General features: G+C 54.9%; 15 protein-coding genes, 2 tRNA genes and 2 pseudogenes. 12 read left to right on the forward strand and 7 right to left on the reverse strand.

All coding sequences use genetic code 11. The features are described from left to right. Positions 1–181 precede the first annotated feature (181 nt). A tRNA-OTHER gene (locus tag PKO02S_RS32500) sits at positions 182–271 on the reverse strand. Between the two features lie 185 nt (positions 272–456). Between PKO02S_RS32500 and PKO02S_RS21055 the strand changes: the two are divergent. Together PKO02S_RS21055 and PKO02S_RS21060 are read left to right on the forward strand one after the other, a co-directional pair. Further along, positions 457–615 (forward strand): annotated as a pseudogene (locus tag PKO02S_RS21055) (tyrosine-type recombinase/integrase); the annotation flags it as partial. Between the two features lie 32 nt (positions 616–647). After that, positions 648–1,307 (forward strand): annotated as a pseudogene (locus PKO02S_RS21060) (Rpn family recombination-promoting nuclease/putative transposase); the annotation flags it as partial. A 272-nt stretch (positions 1,308–1,579) separates the two neighbouring features. Here PKO02S_RS21060 and PKO02S_RS21065 read toward each other — a convergent pair. The 4 genes from PKO02S_RS21065 to ilvD form a co-directional block, all read right to left on the reverse strand. Then, positions 1,580–1,652: transfer RNA gene (locus tag PKO02S_RS21065), tRNA-Ala, on the reverse strand. A gap of 158 nt (positions 1,653–1,810) precedes the next feature. After that, positions 1,811–3,667 carry a GAF domain-containing protein gene (locus tag PKO02S_RS21070; protein ID WP_127585837.1) on the reverse strand — a complete coding sequence of 619 codons (1,857 nt, stop codon included), beginning with the start codon at positions 3,665–3,667 and terminating at the stop codon, positions 1,811–1,813. A gap of 24 nt (positions 3,668–3,691) precedes the next feature. Beyond that, the gene (locus PKO02S_RS21075) at positions 3,692–5,269 is read right to left on the reverse strand and encodes a flagellar assembly protein A (RefSeq protein WP_127585839.1); all 1,578 of its coding nucleotides are present in this window, start codon (positions 5,267–5,269) and stop codon (positions 3,692–3,694) included. A 366-nt stretch (positions 5,270–5,635) separates the two neighbouring features. Further along, the gene (gene ilvD / locus PKO02S_RS21080) at positions 5,636–7,321 is read right to left on the reverse strand and encodes a dihydroxy-acid dehydratase (RefSeq protein WP_127585841.1); all 1,686 of its coding nucleotides are present in this window, start codon (positions 7,319–7,321) and stop codon (positions 5,636–5,638) included. Positions 7,322–7,546: 225 nt separating this feature from the next. Here ilvD and mobA point away from each other — a divergent pair, with 225 nt between their 5' ends. From mobA to PKO02S_RS21110, 6 genes are all read left to right on the forward strand, one after another. Beyond that, positions 7,547–8,143 carry a molybdenum cofactor guanylyltransferase gene (mobA, locus tag PKO02S_RS21085; protein WP_127585843.1) on the forward strand — a complete coding sequence of 199 codons (597 nt, stop codon included), beginning with the start codon at positions 7,547–7,549 and terminating at the stop codon, positions 8,141–8,143. 171 nt (positions 8,144–8,314) lie between these two features. Then, a complete protein-coding gene (locus PKO02S_RS21090; protein ID WP_127585845.1) occupies positions 8,315–8,536 on the forward strand; it encodes a hypothetical protein in 222 nt (73 codons plus the stop codon). A gap of 199 nt (positions 8,537–8,735) precedes the next feature. Next, the gene (locus tag PKO02S_RS21095; protein ID WP_246067159.1) at positions 8,736–9,053 is read left to right on the forward strand and encodes a hypothetical protein; all 318 of its coding nucleotides are present in this window, start codon (positions 8,736–8,738) and stop codon (positions 9,051–9,053) included. Positions 9,054–9,217: 164 nt separating this feature from the next. Further along, positions 9,218–9,400 (forward strand): hypothetical protein, encoded by a 183-nt coding sequence (locus PKO02S_RS21100; RefSeq protein WP_127585849.1) that lies wholly within the window; start codon positions 9,218–9,220, stop codon positions 9,398–9,400. Positions 9,401–9,417: 17 nt separating this feature from the next. Next, positions 9,418–9,861 carry a DUF86 domain-containing protein gene (locus PKO02S_RS21105; RefSeq protein ID WP_127585851.1) on the forward strand — a complete coding sequence of 148 codons (444 nt, stop codon included), beginning with the start codon at positions 9,418–9,420 and terminating at the stop codon, positions 9,859–9,861. 30 nt (positions 9,862–9,891) lie between these two features. Continuing rightward, positions 9,892–10,536 (forward strand): helix-turn-helix transcriptional regulator, encoded by a 645-nt coding sequence (locus PKO02S_RS21110; RefSeq protein WP_127585853.1) that lies wholly within the window; start codon positions 9,892–9,894, stop codon positions 10,534–10,536. 42 nt (positions 10,537–10,578) lie between these two features. On the opposite strand, the gene PKO02S_RS21115 is transcribed toward PKO02S_RS21110, so the two are convergent. Beyond that, a complete protein-coding gene (locus tag PKO02S_RS21115) occupies positions 10,579–11,226 on the reverse strand; it encodes a bifunctional 4-hydroxy-2-oxoglutarate aldolase/2-dehydro-3-deoxy-phosphogluconate aldolase (RefSeq protein ID WP_127585855.1) in 648 nt (215 codons plus the stop codon). A gap of 65 nt (positions 11,227–11,291) precedes the next feature. On the opposite strand from PKO02S_RS21115, the gene PKO02S_RS21120 reads away from it, so the two are divergent. From PKO02S_RS21120 to PKO02S_RS21130, 4 genes are all read left to right on the forward strand, one after another. Beyond that, positions 11,292–12,248 carry a helix-turn-helix domain-containing protein gene (locus PKO02S_RS21120; protein WP_246067160.1) on the forward strand — a complete coding sequence of 319 codons (957 nt, stop codon included), beginning with the start codon at positions 11,292–11,294 and terminating at the stop codon, positions 12,246–12,248. After that, positions 12,245–12,382: a hypothetical protein gene (locus tag PKO02S_RS32505; protein WP_164821590.1), complete on the forward strand. Its 138-nt coding sequence runs from the start codon at positions 12,245–12,247 to the stop codon at positions 12,380–12,382. Before PKO02S_RS21120 ends, PKO02S_RS32505 begins: the two co-directional genes overlap by 4 nt. Positions 12,383–12,552: 170 nt before the next feature. Next, positions 12,553–13,032, forward strand: coding sequence for a DUF948 domain-containing protein (locus tag PKO02S_RS21125; protein ID WP_164821591.1), 480 nt, complete (start codon positions 12,553–12,555; stop codon positions 13,030–13,032). Continuing rightward, positions 13,025–13,408 carry a YtxH domain-containing protein gene (locus PKO02S_RS21130; protein ID WP_127585859.1) on the forward strand — a complete coding sequence of 128 codons (384 nt, stop codon included), beginning with the start codon at positions 13,025–13,027 and terminating at the stop codon, positions 13,406–13,408. Before PKO02S_RS21125 ends, PKO02S_RS21130 begins: the two co-directional genes overlap by 8 nt. A gap of 75 nt (positions 13,409–13,483) precedes the next feature. On the opposite strand, the gene PKO02S_RS21135 is transcribed toward PKO02S_RS21130, so the two are convergent. Continuing rightward, the gene (locus tag PKO02S_RS21135; protein ID WP_246067166.1) at positions 13,484–14,506 is read right to left on the reverse strand and encodes a phosphodiester glycosidase family protein; all 1,023 of its coding nucleotides are present in this window, start codon (positions 14,504–14,506) and stop codon (positions 13,484–13,486) included. Positions 14,507–14,509 lie beyond the last annotated feature (3 nt).

Here is a 14,509-nt window from a genome sequence, read left to right on the forward strand (position 1 = left end):
AACATAAACATCATGATCAAATGCCCAAAAACGGAAATAAGCAGGCAAACACTTAGACATGACTCTAAGTGATGCTTGCTTATTTTTTCACGTGCAAATATTTGGGTTTTCTCTGGTTCCAGTTGTACTCTAGCCTGTATAAATAAAAAAACGGCATCTCTGCCGTTTGTGTGTGTGATGTTGGTGGAGCCTAGGGGGATCGAACCCCTGACCTCATCGCTGCCAGTGGAGGGATGGGCTTCTGGAACGCCTGTAAACCGAACGAAACCCCACTAAATTTATAAGACTTTTCCTGATTGAGTTCTCGTTGATACCTACGCGGGCGTTCCAGAAATAAAAAAAGTGTGACCAAAAATGTGACCAATGTAGTTAAGCTAAAATATGTGATACATCGCTGACTCTTACCCTGTCAAATTGTGAAGTGAGGGAGCAGGAGGTTATGAATTGTAGGGGTTAAAGGCTGAAGTTCCAAAAATTCGCTTTCATGATTTACGACATACCGTTGCCATATTAATGTTAAGTCGCAATATCAATCCTAAGGTAGTCAAGGAAATATTAGGCCATTCTGACATTCGTGTAACTCTGGACACGTACAGCCATGTCTTACCTTCCTGAAAGCATGGTATAATAAGAAGAAATGGAGTTGGGCAAAGACGATTGAAGGAAAACTGATTAATATCGAGATGCAGCTTTTCAATAAATACGATATCGAAAAACGGACGCTTTTTTACTGGAGCAAACGCTACTCCAGTCAGTTGCAGGAAGGGTAGACATACAAGGAACTGAAGAAATGTGTTACCATCAACATTTTGAACTACTCATTTATTCCGAATGAACGTTATCATAATGTGTTCCATTTGAGAGAAGATCATACGGGCCTTGAATTGTCTAATGATATCGAAGTACATTTCATGGAATTGACTAAGTTGGACGATCAAGCCATGCCACTGGAAGGCGGATTGGTTAATTGGCTGCTCTTCCTGAAAGGAACCGACAAATCGAGTTGGGAGGTGCTGAAGATGAACGAACCCACATTGAAAAAGGCAATGGATACTCTAGAGTTTCTAAGCCAGGATCGGGAGGCTCGCCGCTTATATGAGGAGCGGCAGAAATACTTGCATGATGAGGCTTCCATGATTGAATGGGCAACAGAAAAGGGAATGTCTGAAGGCTTGGTTAAGGGCGAGAGAAAAAAAGCTATCGAGATTGCCAAGAACATGCTTTCCTTAGGATTGGATGTTGGAATTGTCGCAAAAGCCAGCGGACTCTCTGAAGCAGAAATCGAATCGCTGAGGCCGATTCAATAATCTTCACCCATTACTGACCGCCTTTCATCCAAGTGTTGAACAAGACAAAATAATCGCCTTGCCCTTATTAAAAAGGACAAGGCGATTTCTTTTTTGTCGAGAAACATGATGCTCTGGTGTGATCTCAAAACACTCGAAAGTCCCGATTTTACTCCAAATAAATCGGCACTGTGACCAAACGTGTGACCACGACCCAAAAACAACGCAGTTTCGGGCATAGAAAAAACCGCCAAACACCCGGAATCCCTTGTGTTTAGCGGCTTTCTTTTGTATGGAGCCTAGGGGGATCGAACCCCTGACCTCATCGCTGCCAGCGATGCGCTCTCCCAGCTGAGCTAAGGCCCCTCAAAAAGTGACTTCCTCATTATACAATGGCGTCGCGTCGAAATGCAAGGGGCTTGGCCAAAGTCGCACGATTCGGAATTGTTGCACGATCGCGTGGCCGCCCCTACACAGGAAAGCCCATCGCGCTGACGCGTAAGGACCTTCCACCACCACCCCAATTACAATTTCATTTCCGCCATTACCTGTCGCACATCCGCTTCCGTTGCGTCCAGCGCGATCAGCTTCAGCGGCTCGCCTAGCGGCTCGTAGCTGAAGACGAACAAGACGCCGTCTGCGACGACATGCTCCAGCTCCGCATACGCCTCGGGAACCGCGACTTCATCGAACGGGCTAGTCCGCAACCGCATGGCATACAAGTAGTCCGACGATAGCCCGAACTCCACGCGTGCCCTGGAACGCGCATCCAACAATCGACGCAGCTTCGAGGCCGGGTCCTCCACATACAGTGACCGCAGACGAGTGGCCGCCGTCAATTGGGCGAGAACCGGCGAGATATTGCGCGCGACGGTGTCGATGAGCAGGAGCTGCTCTTCATTAAGCGGCTCCTGCGTGCCCAAGACGGCCAAGAAGCCGAAGGGAGCGGCCTCCGCCGCACCACCGATACTCAAGCTGCTCCAAGAATCGCCAACCAGCGGGCAAAGAACTAACACGTTGGAAGCACCGAACCGCTCAACAGCCACCTCGTCGAAATACTGCGACAGCCCGTCCTCCGCAAAATGCACGACCGGCTCGTCGCCGTCCGGCCAACGCTCGCTTCGCTCCACAACCATCCCGTTCCAAGCACCGCCAACGCTTTGAGCGATCCGAACCGTCCCAAGCCCCAAATCCGTTTCCGTGTCCGCACCATTTTCCCTAAACCCGATCCAAGCCTTCTCAATACCGAAAGAAAGCTGCAGCGTCTTCAGCGCAAAATAGACGATTTCCTCCGGAGTCGAGCAACGGTTCATGTTCCGCGTCAGCTTGTTCAGAGAGCTGAGCAGCGCGAGCTTCTTCTGGGTCAATTCCTTCTCGCGCTTCAACTGCTCGAACAACATACAGTTGGTGACCGCGATGTAAGTCGATGTCGCCAGCGACTCCACCAGCTCGAACATCGCTTCGTCGTAACCGTCTGTCTGAATCGGGTCGCTCAACGTAACGACGCCGACAATCCGATCCTGCTTCAGCAGCACCAGATAGAGGGCGTCCAGCTTGTCCAGCTGCTCCGGATTGTCGAACAGCCGCTCGATCGTTGCCCGGTCTCGCTCCACATGCAGCACGATCGGTCCGTTATACGAAGTGTCTGTCAATTTCAATTCGACATACTGCTTATGACGCGAATAGACGTTGCGGTATCCTCGCATGCGCACGATCTGTTCCCCGGTGTCCACCGTCCCGAAGGAGGTCACCTGGCTCGTGGTCAGCTCGCTGAACAGCTCGGTCGCCAGCGTGTACAGGGGATCGAGCTGAAGCTCGGACAACAGCGACTTGGAGCTCTGATTGATCGCGAACAGCTGAAAAATTTTATGATCCAACAGCTTGGCCGTCCGTTGCAGCTCCAAAAGCCGGTGGCTGTTCTCCAGCGAATGGCTGACGAGCCGCATCAGAGTACCGGCCATGAAATAATCGTCATCGCTCATTTCGCCGACCGTTTTGCCATTGGACACAAGAAAGCCGTACAGTTGATCCTCAATAAAGAGGGGGATGACAATGCGAATCTGGAACGCTTCGATCGTCTCCAACGGGAAGTATTGGTCAAATTGAGAACGAATCACATGCCCCCGCAGCTGGGCAAGACGGTTCAAATTGTCGGATGCCGGAATCGTATACTGCTCTTGGAGGTAGATGCGCTTCTGCGTCATGACGAAATCGCCGTTCCCAGCAGCGCGGATAAACAAAGCGGAGCCGTGCAGCGTAAGCATTTCGTTCATGAATTCAAAAGAATACTCTGCAAGCTGATCTTGGCTGAACTTCTGAGTGAAAAAATCAACCGCCCGGGTTAAACCCTCGTACCAGAAATAAACCGGATTTTCTATCATATCAATACACCTCCTCGCAAGAAGCTACTCCAGAAACAGTTTGTTCTGATTCACATAGAAAGTGCCGGCCGTTTCGCGTTCGATATGTCTCTCGATCTGTTTCAATTGGAGGGATGTCTTCGGATACACTTTCTTGAAGATGGAAACCTCTCCTTCACCGCGAGTACGCAGGACGTCCATTAGCAGCTTGCGTTTCTCTTCGAATACGATCACTTGCTGAACGAGCACCTCTTGCTTAGCCATATACCCAACATACTTCTGCCTATCCTCGGGCTTGAGCTTGTCGAAGTTCATTTCGTAAATATCCATTTCCTTGCGGACAAATGCGAGCTGCTGAAGCAGCTTCTGGGACTCCTGGAGCACTTGATCCAGCTCTTGCTTCAGAGCGTTGCGGTTAAAACCGTCCACCTGAATCGCGGTCGGCCGTTCCAGTTCATTGCCGATGTAGGCGGCGACGACCATAGTGCGGGCCGAAACGCTGCCGCCGATAATTTTGCCCTTGCCTTTGTCCAGTACGACGTTATTGGCGTTCAATACACTTCCAATCGCATAGGATTCGATGATGATATCGCCGCCGGCCGTAACCGTACAGTCGCTCGCACATTTCATATACACGTTGGTTTCCGCTTCGATGACCGCTTTGCCTTGTCCGAATACGCCGCTATGAATCAGCACATCGGCGGTTTTGGATTTGATCAGCCGGGCCGCGCCGACGCCGATGCTTCCCAGAATGGCGAGATGTTTCGTGGCAATGACGGAATATCCGTCTGAAATCGTGCCAAGAATTTTGACACTGCCGTCGTAATCGATATCCCCGGTTTCCGTTCCGACATCGCCTTGAATGACGAGCAAATCGTCTACGCCAACCGTCTTGCCTTGAAGCTGTACGACGCCCTTGCGTTTCGCACGAAGCACGATTTTGCCCGGCTCCTGAACTTCCTCCACCGATTTAGGATCGTAAGGAAGCGGTTTGTCCTTGCCTTTGGGCGCAGGCAGCGGTTCTCCCCGCACATTCCAGCCGGGGACGCCCTCCGTAGCTTCAATTTTTTCGCCGAGCCAGTCGCCCGGATTCACTTCGTCAATGAAGTTCAGCTGATGAAAATCGACTGAACCGTCCTCCCGAACATCCGGTCGGCGCGACGAGGGCTCGAAATACCGAACTTGCGCGTCATGGCCTTGAACAGGCAGCTTGCCCTGCGCAACGAGCCGCTCCGTCCCATCGGACGATCCACGGTCGAGCGCCTCCGGCAAGACGCCCTGGATGCCCGAACGCTGCAGCAAGTCCAGCGCCTCCGTGCGGACATCAGCAAGCTGGAGATCCAGCTCCTGCGCCGTGAGGCGAATGGCCAGCATGGCGCGCATACCGTCCTTCGTCACTTGCAGCTCCAGCCGATCCCGCAACGTTCCGATTTCCGTTTCCAACGAAATAGCTTGCTCCAGCGCTTTGCGGAGCGAGAGAACCGAAGTAATGGCGATGCGGGGAACGGCCGACTGCACTTCAGGAAATTGCAGAACAGAAAAGCCGGGTTTCCTGACCTTTATGTACAAAACATGTCTCGCGTCCGATGTCAATGTGAAAAACTCGTTCTCATAGACTAGCATAATTTCACCCCGACTATAACATTAGACATGGGTGCAGCGGTTCCTGCACGATAACAAATTCTAAACAAATTTCTGTAAAAAATGTACAAATTCCTGCTTCTGCCTGCACATATTTCAATAAAAAGTAGAACGGAGGAGAGGGCGATCAAAACCAAATCGACATCACACTCAGATTTAGTCAAGGGGCAGGATGTTCAACATCGATGGGTGGAGAAAAAAGGTGACGCATACGTTCGTCATAGGAGGAAGTTTTGCTTCGCTGGCGGTGAATACGGTAGGGGAACGAAAACCAAGCTTCGCCGGCCCTCAAGGGTGCCGCCGATGAAAACGAGCCCACCGGCCAATACCGGTGGGCTCTGCACTTCCTTACATCTTCATAACGCCGCCGCTGCTCGCATTGGTGACGAGAGCCGAATAGCGCGCAAGGTAGCCCCGCTTGATCTTCGGCTCGAAGCCGGCCCAAGCGGCGCGGCGAGCTTCCAGCTCTTCGTCGCTCACTTCAAGCGTGATCTTGCGGTTGTTCATGTCGAGCTCGATGATGTCGCCGTCATTGACGAAGGCGATCGGGCCGCCCTCGGCCGCCTCCGGCGAGACGTGGCCGATCGAGATGCCGCGGGAAGCGCCGGAGAACCGGCCGTCCGTGATCAAGCCGACCTTGGTGCCGAGACCCATGCCCACGATTTGCGAAGTTGGAGCGAGCATCTCAGGCATCCCCGGGCCACCCTTCGGCCCTTCGTAGCGGATGACGACGACGTGGCCTTCCTTGACCTTGCCGTTCGCGATGCCGGAGAGCGCGTCTTCCTGCGAGTCGAAGCAGATCGCAGGGCCGCGGTGGTAGCCGCCGACGGACTTGTCGACCGCGCCGACCTTGATGATCGAGCCGCCCGGCGCCAAGTTCCCGAACATAACGGACAGGCCGCCTTCCTTCGAATGCGGGTCCTCAATGGAGCGAATAACGGCAGAATCGGTGATGCGGGCGTCTCTCACGTTGTCGCGAAGCGTATTGCCGGATACGGTCAACACTTCGCCGACTAGCGCGCCTTCTTTGCGGAACAACTCGTTGATAATCGCGCTCACGCCGCCCGCGTTGTGCAGATCCTCGATGTGATGATCGGAAGCAGGGGCGAGCTTGCTCAAGTAAGGAACGCGCTTAGCGACTTCATTGATGCGTTCGATCGGGTATTCGATACCGGCTTCGTGAGCGAGCGCCAATGTGTGCAGCACCGTATTGGTCGAACCACCCATCGCCATATCAAGCGCAAATGCGTTGTCTATCGAGTCCTTGGTCACGATGTCGCAAGGCTTGAGATCGCGCTTGATCAGCTCCATGAGCTGCTTGGCGGATTGTCGCACGAAGTCTCTGCGCTCCGGAGCGACAGCGAGAATGGTGCCGTTGCCTGGCAGCGCCAAGCCGAGCACCTCGGCCAGACAGTTCATCGAGTTGGCGGTGAACATCCCGGAGCAGGAGCCGCAAGTCGGGCAGCCGTAACGCTCAAGCTCATCCAGGCTCTTCTCGTCGATTTTGCCGGTCATGTAGGCGCCTACGCCCTCGAAGACGGAAGTAAGCGAGATGGCGCGGCCATCGCTCGTACGTCCGGCTTTCATGGGACCGCCGCTGACAAAGATCGTCGGAATGTTGATGCGTAGCGCAGCCATCATCATCCCTGGCGTAATTTTGTCGCAGTTCGGAATACAGATCATGCCGTCGAACCAGTGGGCGTTCACCATGGTCTCTACGGAGTCGGCGATAATCTCGCGGCTGGCGAGCGAATAGCGCATGCCGATGTGGCCCATCGCGATCCCGTCGTCTACGCCGATCGTATTGAATTCGAACGGAACGCCGCCCGCTTCGCGAATCGCTTCTTTGACGATTTTACCGAATTCCTGCAAGTGAACATGACCCGGAACGATGTCCAAGTAAGAGTTGCAAACGGCGATAAACGGCTTGTCGAAATCTTCTTCCTGGACGCCGGCGGCACGCAGCAAGCTGCGGTGCGGAGCGCGGTCGAAGCCTCTTTTAATCATGTCGGATCTCATTTTGGCCTTAGACATGTTTCTTCCTCCCTCATATGAACGCGCGGTAACGAAACGATAGCTTGTAGATTTAGTTTCATGCCGGCATACCCCTGTGCATATCCCCTTTATAGTAACGAAATTCGACTTATCTGACAAGTGAACATCTCATCCAGCGACCGCCCGAATCCACGCCGCCATTGAGCGGGAAGACGCAACCCTACTATAATAGAGACGATAGAATAGGAGCGGAGGGTGGAGCGGATGGTAACCGGAGTTATCTTGGCCGGCGGGCAAAACAGAAGAATGGGCGGACAGCCCAAAGGGACCATCGTAGTCGGAGGAGAAATGATGGCGGCGCGCCAAATCCGGCTGATGCAGCCGTTGTGCGAACAAATCCTCCTGGTGACCAATGAGCTGGAGCTGTACGAAAGCGTGAGCGGGCACGCGCAAATCCTCCAAGACCGGTTCAAAGGAAAAGGACCGCTCGGCGGGATGGAGGCGGCGCTTACGATCGCGAGAACGCCGGTGTGGGTCGTCGGCTGCGACATGCCTTATATTTCGGCGGATGCCGCCCGTCTGCTCTTCCGAGAGCTGGAGCTGGATCCGGAACTAGAGGCAGCCGTCCCGAGTGTAGAAGGCAAATTGCATCCCCTGCACGGGGTATACCGGACTTCCGTCGCAGAAAATATCAGGCAGCTGCTTCAAAAGGATCATTTGCGGGTAATGAGTTTATTAGAAGCGATTCGTTGGCGAAAATTCGAAGAGGACGTCTTCAGCCGAGCCGGTATCCCTGTCGAATTCGTTCGCAATGCGAACACGCCGGAGGACTGGCAAAGCGTAAGCTCAGCAACCGAATAGAATGGGCGGCAATCGTTCTCAAACTGGAATGAATGGCATGTCCGGCCGCCGGACGCAAAATGAGACCCTCCATCGAATCCTTTATGTAACAAATGGGACACTTGCTACGTCTGAAATGATGCAGGTGCGCTATTCGTTTTAAAGATTTTCTAGGCGGGAAGGTGAATCAAGATGCCGTATTTTATTGGCTACAAAGGGAAAAAGCTGGGGCAGGCGCTATCCAGACCCGATGCCGAAGAGAAGCTAAAGCAACTGAGCCGCTGCTTCAATCAACTCGAGATCATTCAAGAGGCGAATGCCTCGGACGAGCTGCAAAGCACCCGGATAGACCAGCTGTCGGCCGCTTTTATTCATCCCATTTACGAGAGTACCCTTTATTCAGAGCGTAGATAAAAATCCAGATAATCGCGATCGTAATGATCCCGAGCAGAATCCATACTCCGGTCACGGCGAATCCCTGCCTTTCTAATTCAAGTCGGTCGGTGCAGCAGGCACCCTTTCCACTATACACGAATCGAGTGCAAATAGGTATAAGCGAAGCGCATTCGGGGGAAAAGATGGATAGGTCATTTCCGTCAAGGAGGAGAAGCAGGTGCAGAAAAAAACGTATTACGTATCGGTGCAGGCGGGGGATGTGCTGGAGGATAAGGAAGCGGCTGCATTCGAGTTCGAGATCGAGGCGACGGATGAGCAAGTATCGAGGCTGCAGGAAGCGATGGACGAATGGCAGCAGGCGGACAGCCACTCGGTCGCTACATTGTTCAACTACATGTCGGACGAGTCGCCGGACAATGAGAAGATGGACGATTACGATGTGGGGCTTCATTACATCTACGGGTTGATTCATGAGATGGGAACCGAGGAAACGCGGAAGCATATCGAGAGCATGGGTGTGCTGGACAACGATTGAACCAGTGAAAAAAACGCGCAAGGACCGCCGGCAGATGAGGGGTAGCTCTCTAGCTGGGCGGTTTTTTTGCATGAGTTGTTCGAGTGCGCCTGCTGCGAGCTCTACCCGACCGGGACGTTCCTTGACGCTAAGCGCCGCGGGGGATAAACTGGACAAGAGGATAGATGAGCTTCGGATTTCTAGCGCGAAAGGTAGAGGAGAACGATATGTACGGGTTGCCGCTGGCCGCGAAGGTCGACATGAAGGACGTAGGCGAAGCCATGTTCTTCGTTATGGTGGTCGTCATCACTTTCATCGTCCTGATCATGTGGACGAAGATGAGCAAGAAAAAACGGATGAAGAAATAGCCATTAGGAGCTTGCCGATGTATTACGTAAACGAAGAACAAATCGAACTGCGGATGGCGATGATCCCGGTCATCGCGGACGCTTGCGCGTCGATTCGCAAGGATTCCCGCGGAGCGGCCGAGCTGTCGCTTTTGGCGAAGCTGGCCCAGGAGCGTGTGCTGCATCTGGCGATCGAGCTGGTGACCGATGTAGGGAGCCTGCTTATCGACGGCTTCCTGCTGCGGGATGCGAGCAGCTACGAGGACATTATCGAGATTTTGCGCGTCGAGGGCGTATTCGCGGAACAGGACGCCGAGCTGCTGCTCGAGCTGGTCCGGTTGCGCAGGCCTCTGGTGCAGGAATATATGACGTGGAGTGCAAGGGAGCTGCATCCACTGGTCGACCGGCTTCCGCAGCTGCTGCCTGCATTCGAGAGCAGCGTGCGCCGGTTCATGGAACGGGAGCTCGGCCGGACGAGCTGATTCGTGTCGTACAGAGAGGGGGCGGGCCGATTGGAGCAAGATACATCTACGAGAAGAACGATATTGACGATGCTGAAGACGTCCGGCCCCCTGCACGTGAGCGAGATGGCGAAGCGTCTCGGCGTGACGGAGATGGCGGTGCGCCGCCACCTGCAGACACTGGAGCGGGACGCTCTGATCGAATCGACGCTTGTCCGCCAGCCGATGGGACGGCCCTTGCACGTGTACCGGCTGACCGAACGCGCCGACGACCTGTTTCCAAAGAACTACCATGTGCTGGCGCTGGATTTGCTTCTCGAGCTGTCGGACGACGAGGGCGAGGAGCGGATCGACCGGCTGTTCGAGAAGCGTCGCGACAAGCTGGCGAGCAAATACGCCGCCGCCATGAAGGCGAAGCCGCTTGAAGAGAAGGTAGCCGCCCTCGCAGAGATCCAGAATGCGAACGGTTATATGGTGGAGTGGCAGAGGGGCGAGGCCGGCGAATATGTGCTCGAGGAGTACAATTGTCCGATTTCGCAAGTCGCCAGGCAGTTCAACCAGGCTTGCCGCTGCGAGCGGGAGCTGTTCGAGCGGCTGCTGGAAGCGGAGGTCGAGCAGAAGGAATGTATGGCCAAGGGCGGCGGCAAATGCGTATACGTCATTCAGCAGCCGGTCGAAGGCGAGGAAGGCAAATAAGGCGAGTCCCGTCGAGGGCTCGCCTTTTGTTATGGGGCTTGACTACTGCGGCCGGTACTGCCGGATCCGCTCGGTCAACGCGGAGGCTTTTTCCGTGATCCAGCCGAAGTTGCCCGCTTCGATTTCCTTCAAGTTGATCAGCGACCCGCCGATACCGACCGCGTAACAGCCGATGCGCAGGAAGTCCTGGATGTTGTCCGTGCTGACCCCGCCTACGGCGATCATGGGGATGTGGTTCAGCGGACCTTGCAGTTCTTTCAAATATGTAATACCCAGGCTTGCGCTAGGGAATATTTTGACGGCCGTTGCCCCCGCTTTCCATGCTCGTACAATCTCCGTCGGCGTCAATGCGCCTGGATAGATCGGCACTCGCCGCTCCGCGCAGTACCGGATTACTTCCTCGTCCGTGTTAGGCGTAACGATGAATGACGCCCCCGCCTCGATCGCCAGCCTGGCATCCGCCAGATCAAGCACCGTCCCCGCTCCTATGTACATACGATCGCCGTATGTCTCCTGCAGCGAGCGAATCATAGCCGGTGCGCCTTCCGTATTGAGCGTCACCTCCATGACCGTGATCCCGCCCGCCAGCAGAGCTTCCGCCACCGCTTGAATATGCTGCTCCTTGACCCCGCGTATAATCGTAACGATTCGCGTCGCTTCCAACTGCTCCAGTCCTTGCTCCTGATTCATTTGCCGATTCCGCTCCTCTTCCATTGAGTTACCCGTATTATAGCACAAACGCAGGGAGGCCAAGCTTGAATTGTAGATGCGCTAGGCATACAATGGACGAAGAGCGTGCGGAAGCGCGTACAAGCGAGGAAGGGGAGCGGGAGATGAAGCATCGGCCGATTGCGCTGCCGGACAGCGGCGTGTCTTTATACGAAAGCAAGCATCGAGAAGGCGACCGGATCGATTCGCACCATCATTCCGTACACCAAGTCCTGTTTGCGCTGGAGGGGAACGGGAAAATAACGGTGGACGGCAAGACATACGAGTTCACAATGAATCACGCCGTCGTCCTCGTCCCGAATTCATTGCATTCGATCACCTCCGATGACAAATTAACGCTGCTCGTCTTGGCTTTCGACAGTCTGAAGTTGGACAGCCCGGTGCGGATGGAAATGCTGGATCGGTATTTCCCGCACTCCACCTATATTCAGTTGAACGGCTTCACCTCCGGCGAGCCGCGGCAGCTGCTGCGCAAAATGCTGTTCGAGCAGTCCCGCTCCGACACGCTCGGCGATTGGGCGATGCGGGTCTATTTGCTGGAGCTGCTGCTTCTGCTGGCGCGCTCCAAGCATCCTACGCCGATCAACGATTCCAACCAGCTGCGGGCCGAGCGGGTTCGCTCTTATATCGACATGAACTATTATGAGCCCTTGCAGTCCGTCGATCTGGGGTCGAAGCTGGGGCTCAGTACGAGGCATGTGAATCAAATATTCAAGGACCGGTACCAGTTGACCCCGACGCAATATTTGACCGAGGTGCGAGTTCAGGTGGCACAAAAGCTGCTGATGGAGACGGATAAAGACATCGTGACTATCTGCTTCGAGGTCGGCTATGAGAATTTATCGACCTTCTACCGCACATTCAAGGGCGTTGTGAACGTGTCGCCGAATCAATACCGCAAGGTGAACAAGGAACGCAGCGCCGAGAACTTATATCCAGACGGCGTTCCGACCGCGTTAGAACAGGTGAACGACGATGAGTGAGCTTGCGACAAGCAGCAGCAGCGGCTGAAGGCGGACGGCTACCCGGTGCTAAGAGCATGCTGCCTCCCAATACGAAGGCGACCGGCTCGACTGCGAGCTGCCCGGCTTCGAGGAGACGCTGGCTCGCGCGGTAGCGGATATTCATGCCCCTTTCTGAGCGAGGGGCTGTTTTTTTGCCGGGAGTTGTGTCAAAATGGGCGCCCGCGACTTATAATGGAAGTAAGAAATGGGCATTCGTCTAGAACCAATGGAAACTGTACGATTGACAACCGAGTATCGAAACCGCCGAAATGAGGGGAAGCGAATGATTTGGCAAATTAGCGTCGCTTGCATCGCAGTCGCATTTATCGCGTTGGTCGGTTATGCAATAGCCGCACTGCAGACCGCCCGCGCTTCCATGAAGCAGATGAACCAGACCTTGGAGCGTATGGAGCTCAAGCTGGAAGACATGTCCTCACAGACGGTAAAGGTCATGCAAGCCGCACAGCAAGTGACGGAAGACGTGCATGGGAAAATGAAGTCGCTAGACTCGTTGTTCCAGTCGATCGGTCAAGTGGGTGAATCGGTAGCGCAAGTGACGAGCTCCGTCAAGCAGGTTTCGGCAACGGTTTCGCAATCCGTCCGGAAGGCCGGCCAATCGGTGGAAACTCGGCAGACACGCGTCTCTGATGCGATCGAGTGGGCGGCATGGGGCGTACAGGTGTGGCAAAAGTGGCAGCAGCGCAAGCAGGATAAGACGATACAACCCAAACCTACGATGGAAAGGGATGATTCGCATGTCTAACTCTGAATCGGGTGGAAGAGGGAAAGATTTTCTGGTAGGCGCTGTAATCGGGAGTGTACTGGGAGCCATCACGGCATTGCTGCTCGCTCCGAAATCCGGCAAGGAGCTGCGCGCCGACTTGTCGGAGCAAGTGTCGAACGTGAGCGAGAAAACGCAGCAGATCGCGTCGGAAGTGAGCAACCGCACGCAAGGCATCGTGAAGCAAGTGTCCTCGCATACGGGGGACTGGGTGCAGAAGGCGAAGGAAGTGGCCAGCAGCGTAAGCGAGGAAGTGCGCGCCTGGAAGGATGCCCGTCATGAAGTGGCGGCGACGAGCGAGGAATTGATGCCGGCAGACGCCGAAGTGCTGCTGCCGAAGGATATGAAGCGCGAGTAGGGAGAGGGATAGGCGGAAGAAGCCTTCAAACCCACATGGGATGTGGTTTTGAAGGCTTCTTTTTCACGTGCTGACTCACCACTTCGACGGGTCGATCTGCGAGATGTCGAGCCCTTCCCAGATGTTCTTGATGTCGGCCGTTGCCGGATCGTCGAATACCAGGAACGCCGTCGGCAGGTAGCGCTCGCCGTGCGGGCTGGCCGGTTTGTTGACGATCTCGTTGTTGTGCACGAGCACGGTCGAGGAGCCGCCGTCGAGGTTGGCGGCAATAATCGCCCCGCGATCTAGGAACAGCTTCTGGATGTCGAACAGCGTGGCGCCGATGCTGTGCGTCTGCCGACCGTCGATGATCGCGAACATGATCGTGCCGTCTTCCTTCTGCGCCATGCATGTGCGGGGGGCGATGCCCCAGCCGTCGGCCTGGTTTTTCACAAGTCCCTTGCCATCGACGATGAATTTCGGCGTGAACGTGACCGCCTCCTGTATACCCATCTCCCGCATCTGCTTCGGCGTGTAGCGGCCCGCCACCATCCGCCCGTCCTTATCGATGCCGACGATGTTCGTCGGGGTACTGTCGTCGCCGTCATAATAATACACCTTGCCGCGCGAGATGACGATGCCGGTCGGCTGGAAGCCGTTGCCCTCCCAGTTCGGATCCACGAACCCGCCGGCATTGACGCCGAGCAGAGCACCGGTCCGCTTCACCATGCTGGACACCTTTTCGCCTTTGCCGATTTTGCCGGGTACGCCCAGGCGGATCTTCTTCGGATCGGAGATCGACACGATGTAGCCGCTGAATTTGCCCTCGCTCACCGGTTCGATTTCGATCAGCTTCTTCTCCTGAACGGCCAAATCGGTCACCGAAGGGATATGCACCGGAATGGTGCTCACGACCTGGGACATTTCCTCGAACTGCTTCGTGTACTTCGATACTTGGCGCTCCAGGCCCTCGTTGCCGATCAAATATTTGGCCCAGTGGCGGTGCTGCGTCGTAATCAGAGTATCCGCCATCATATAGCGCAGATTCGTGCCGGAGGCCGTGAAGAAAAACCAGGCCGCGAACAACAGGCTGACGCCGAACAAGCTTAAACTGAACATGCC

The organism is Paenibacillus koleovorans NBRC 103111 (assembly GCF_004000845.1).
Taxonomy (GTDB): domain Bacteria; phylum Bacillota; class Bacilli; order Paenibacillales; family NBRC-103111; genus Paenibacillus_AA; species Paenibacillus_AA koleovorans.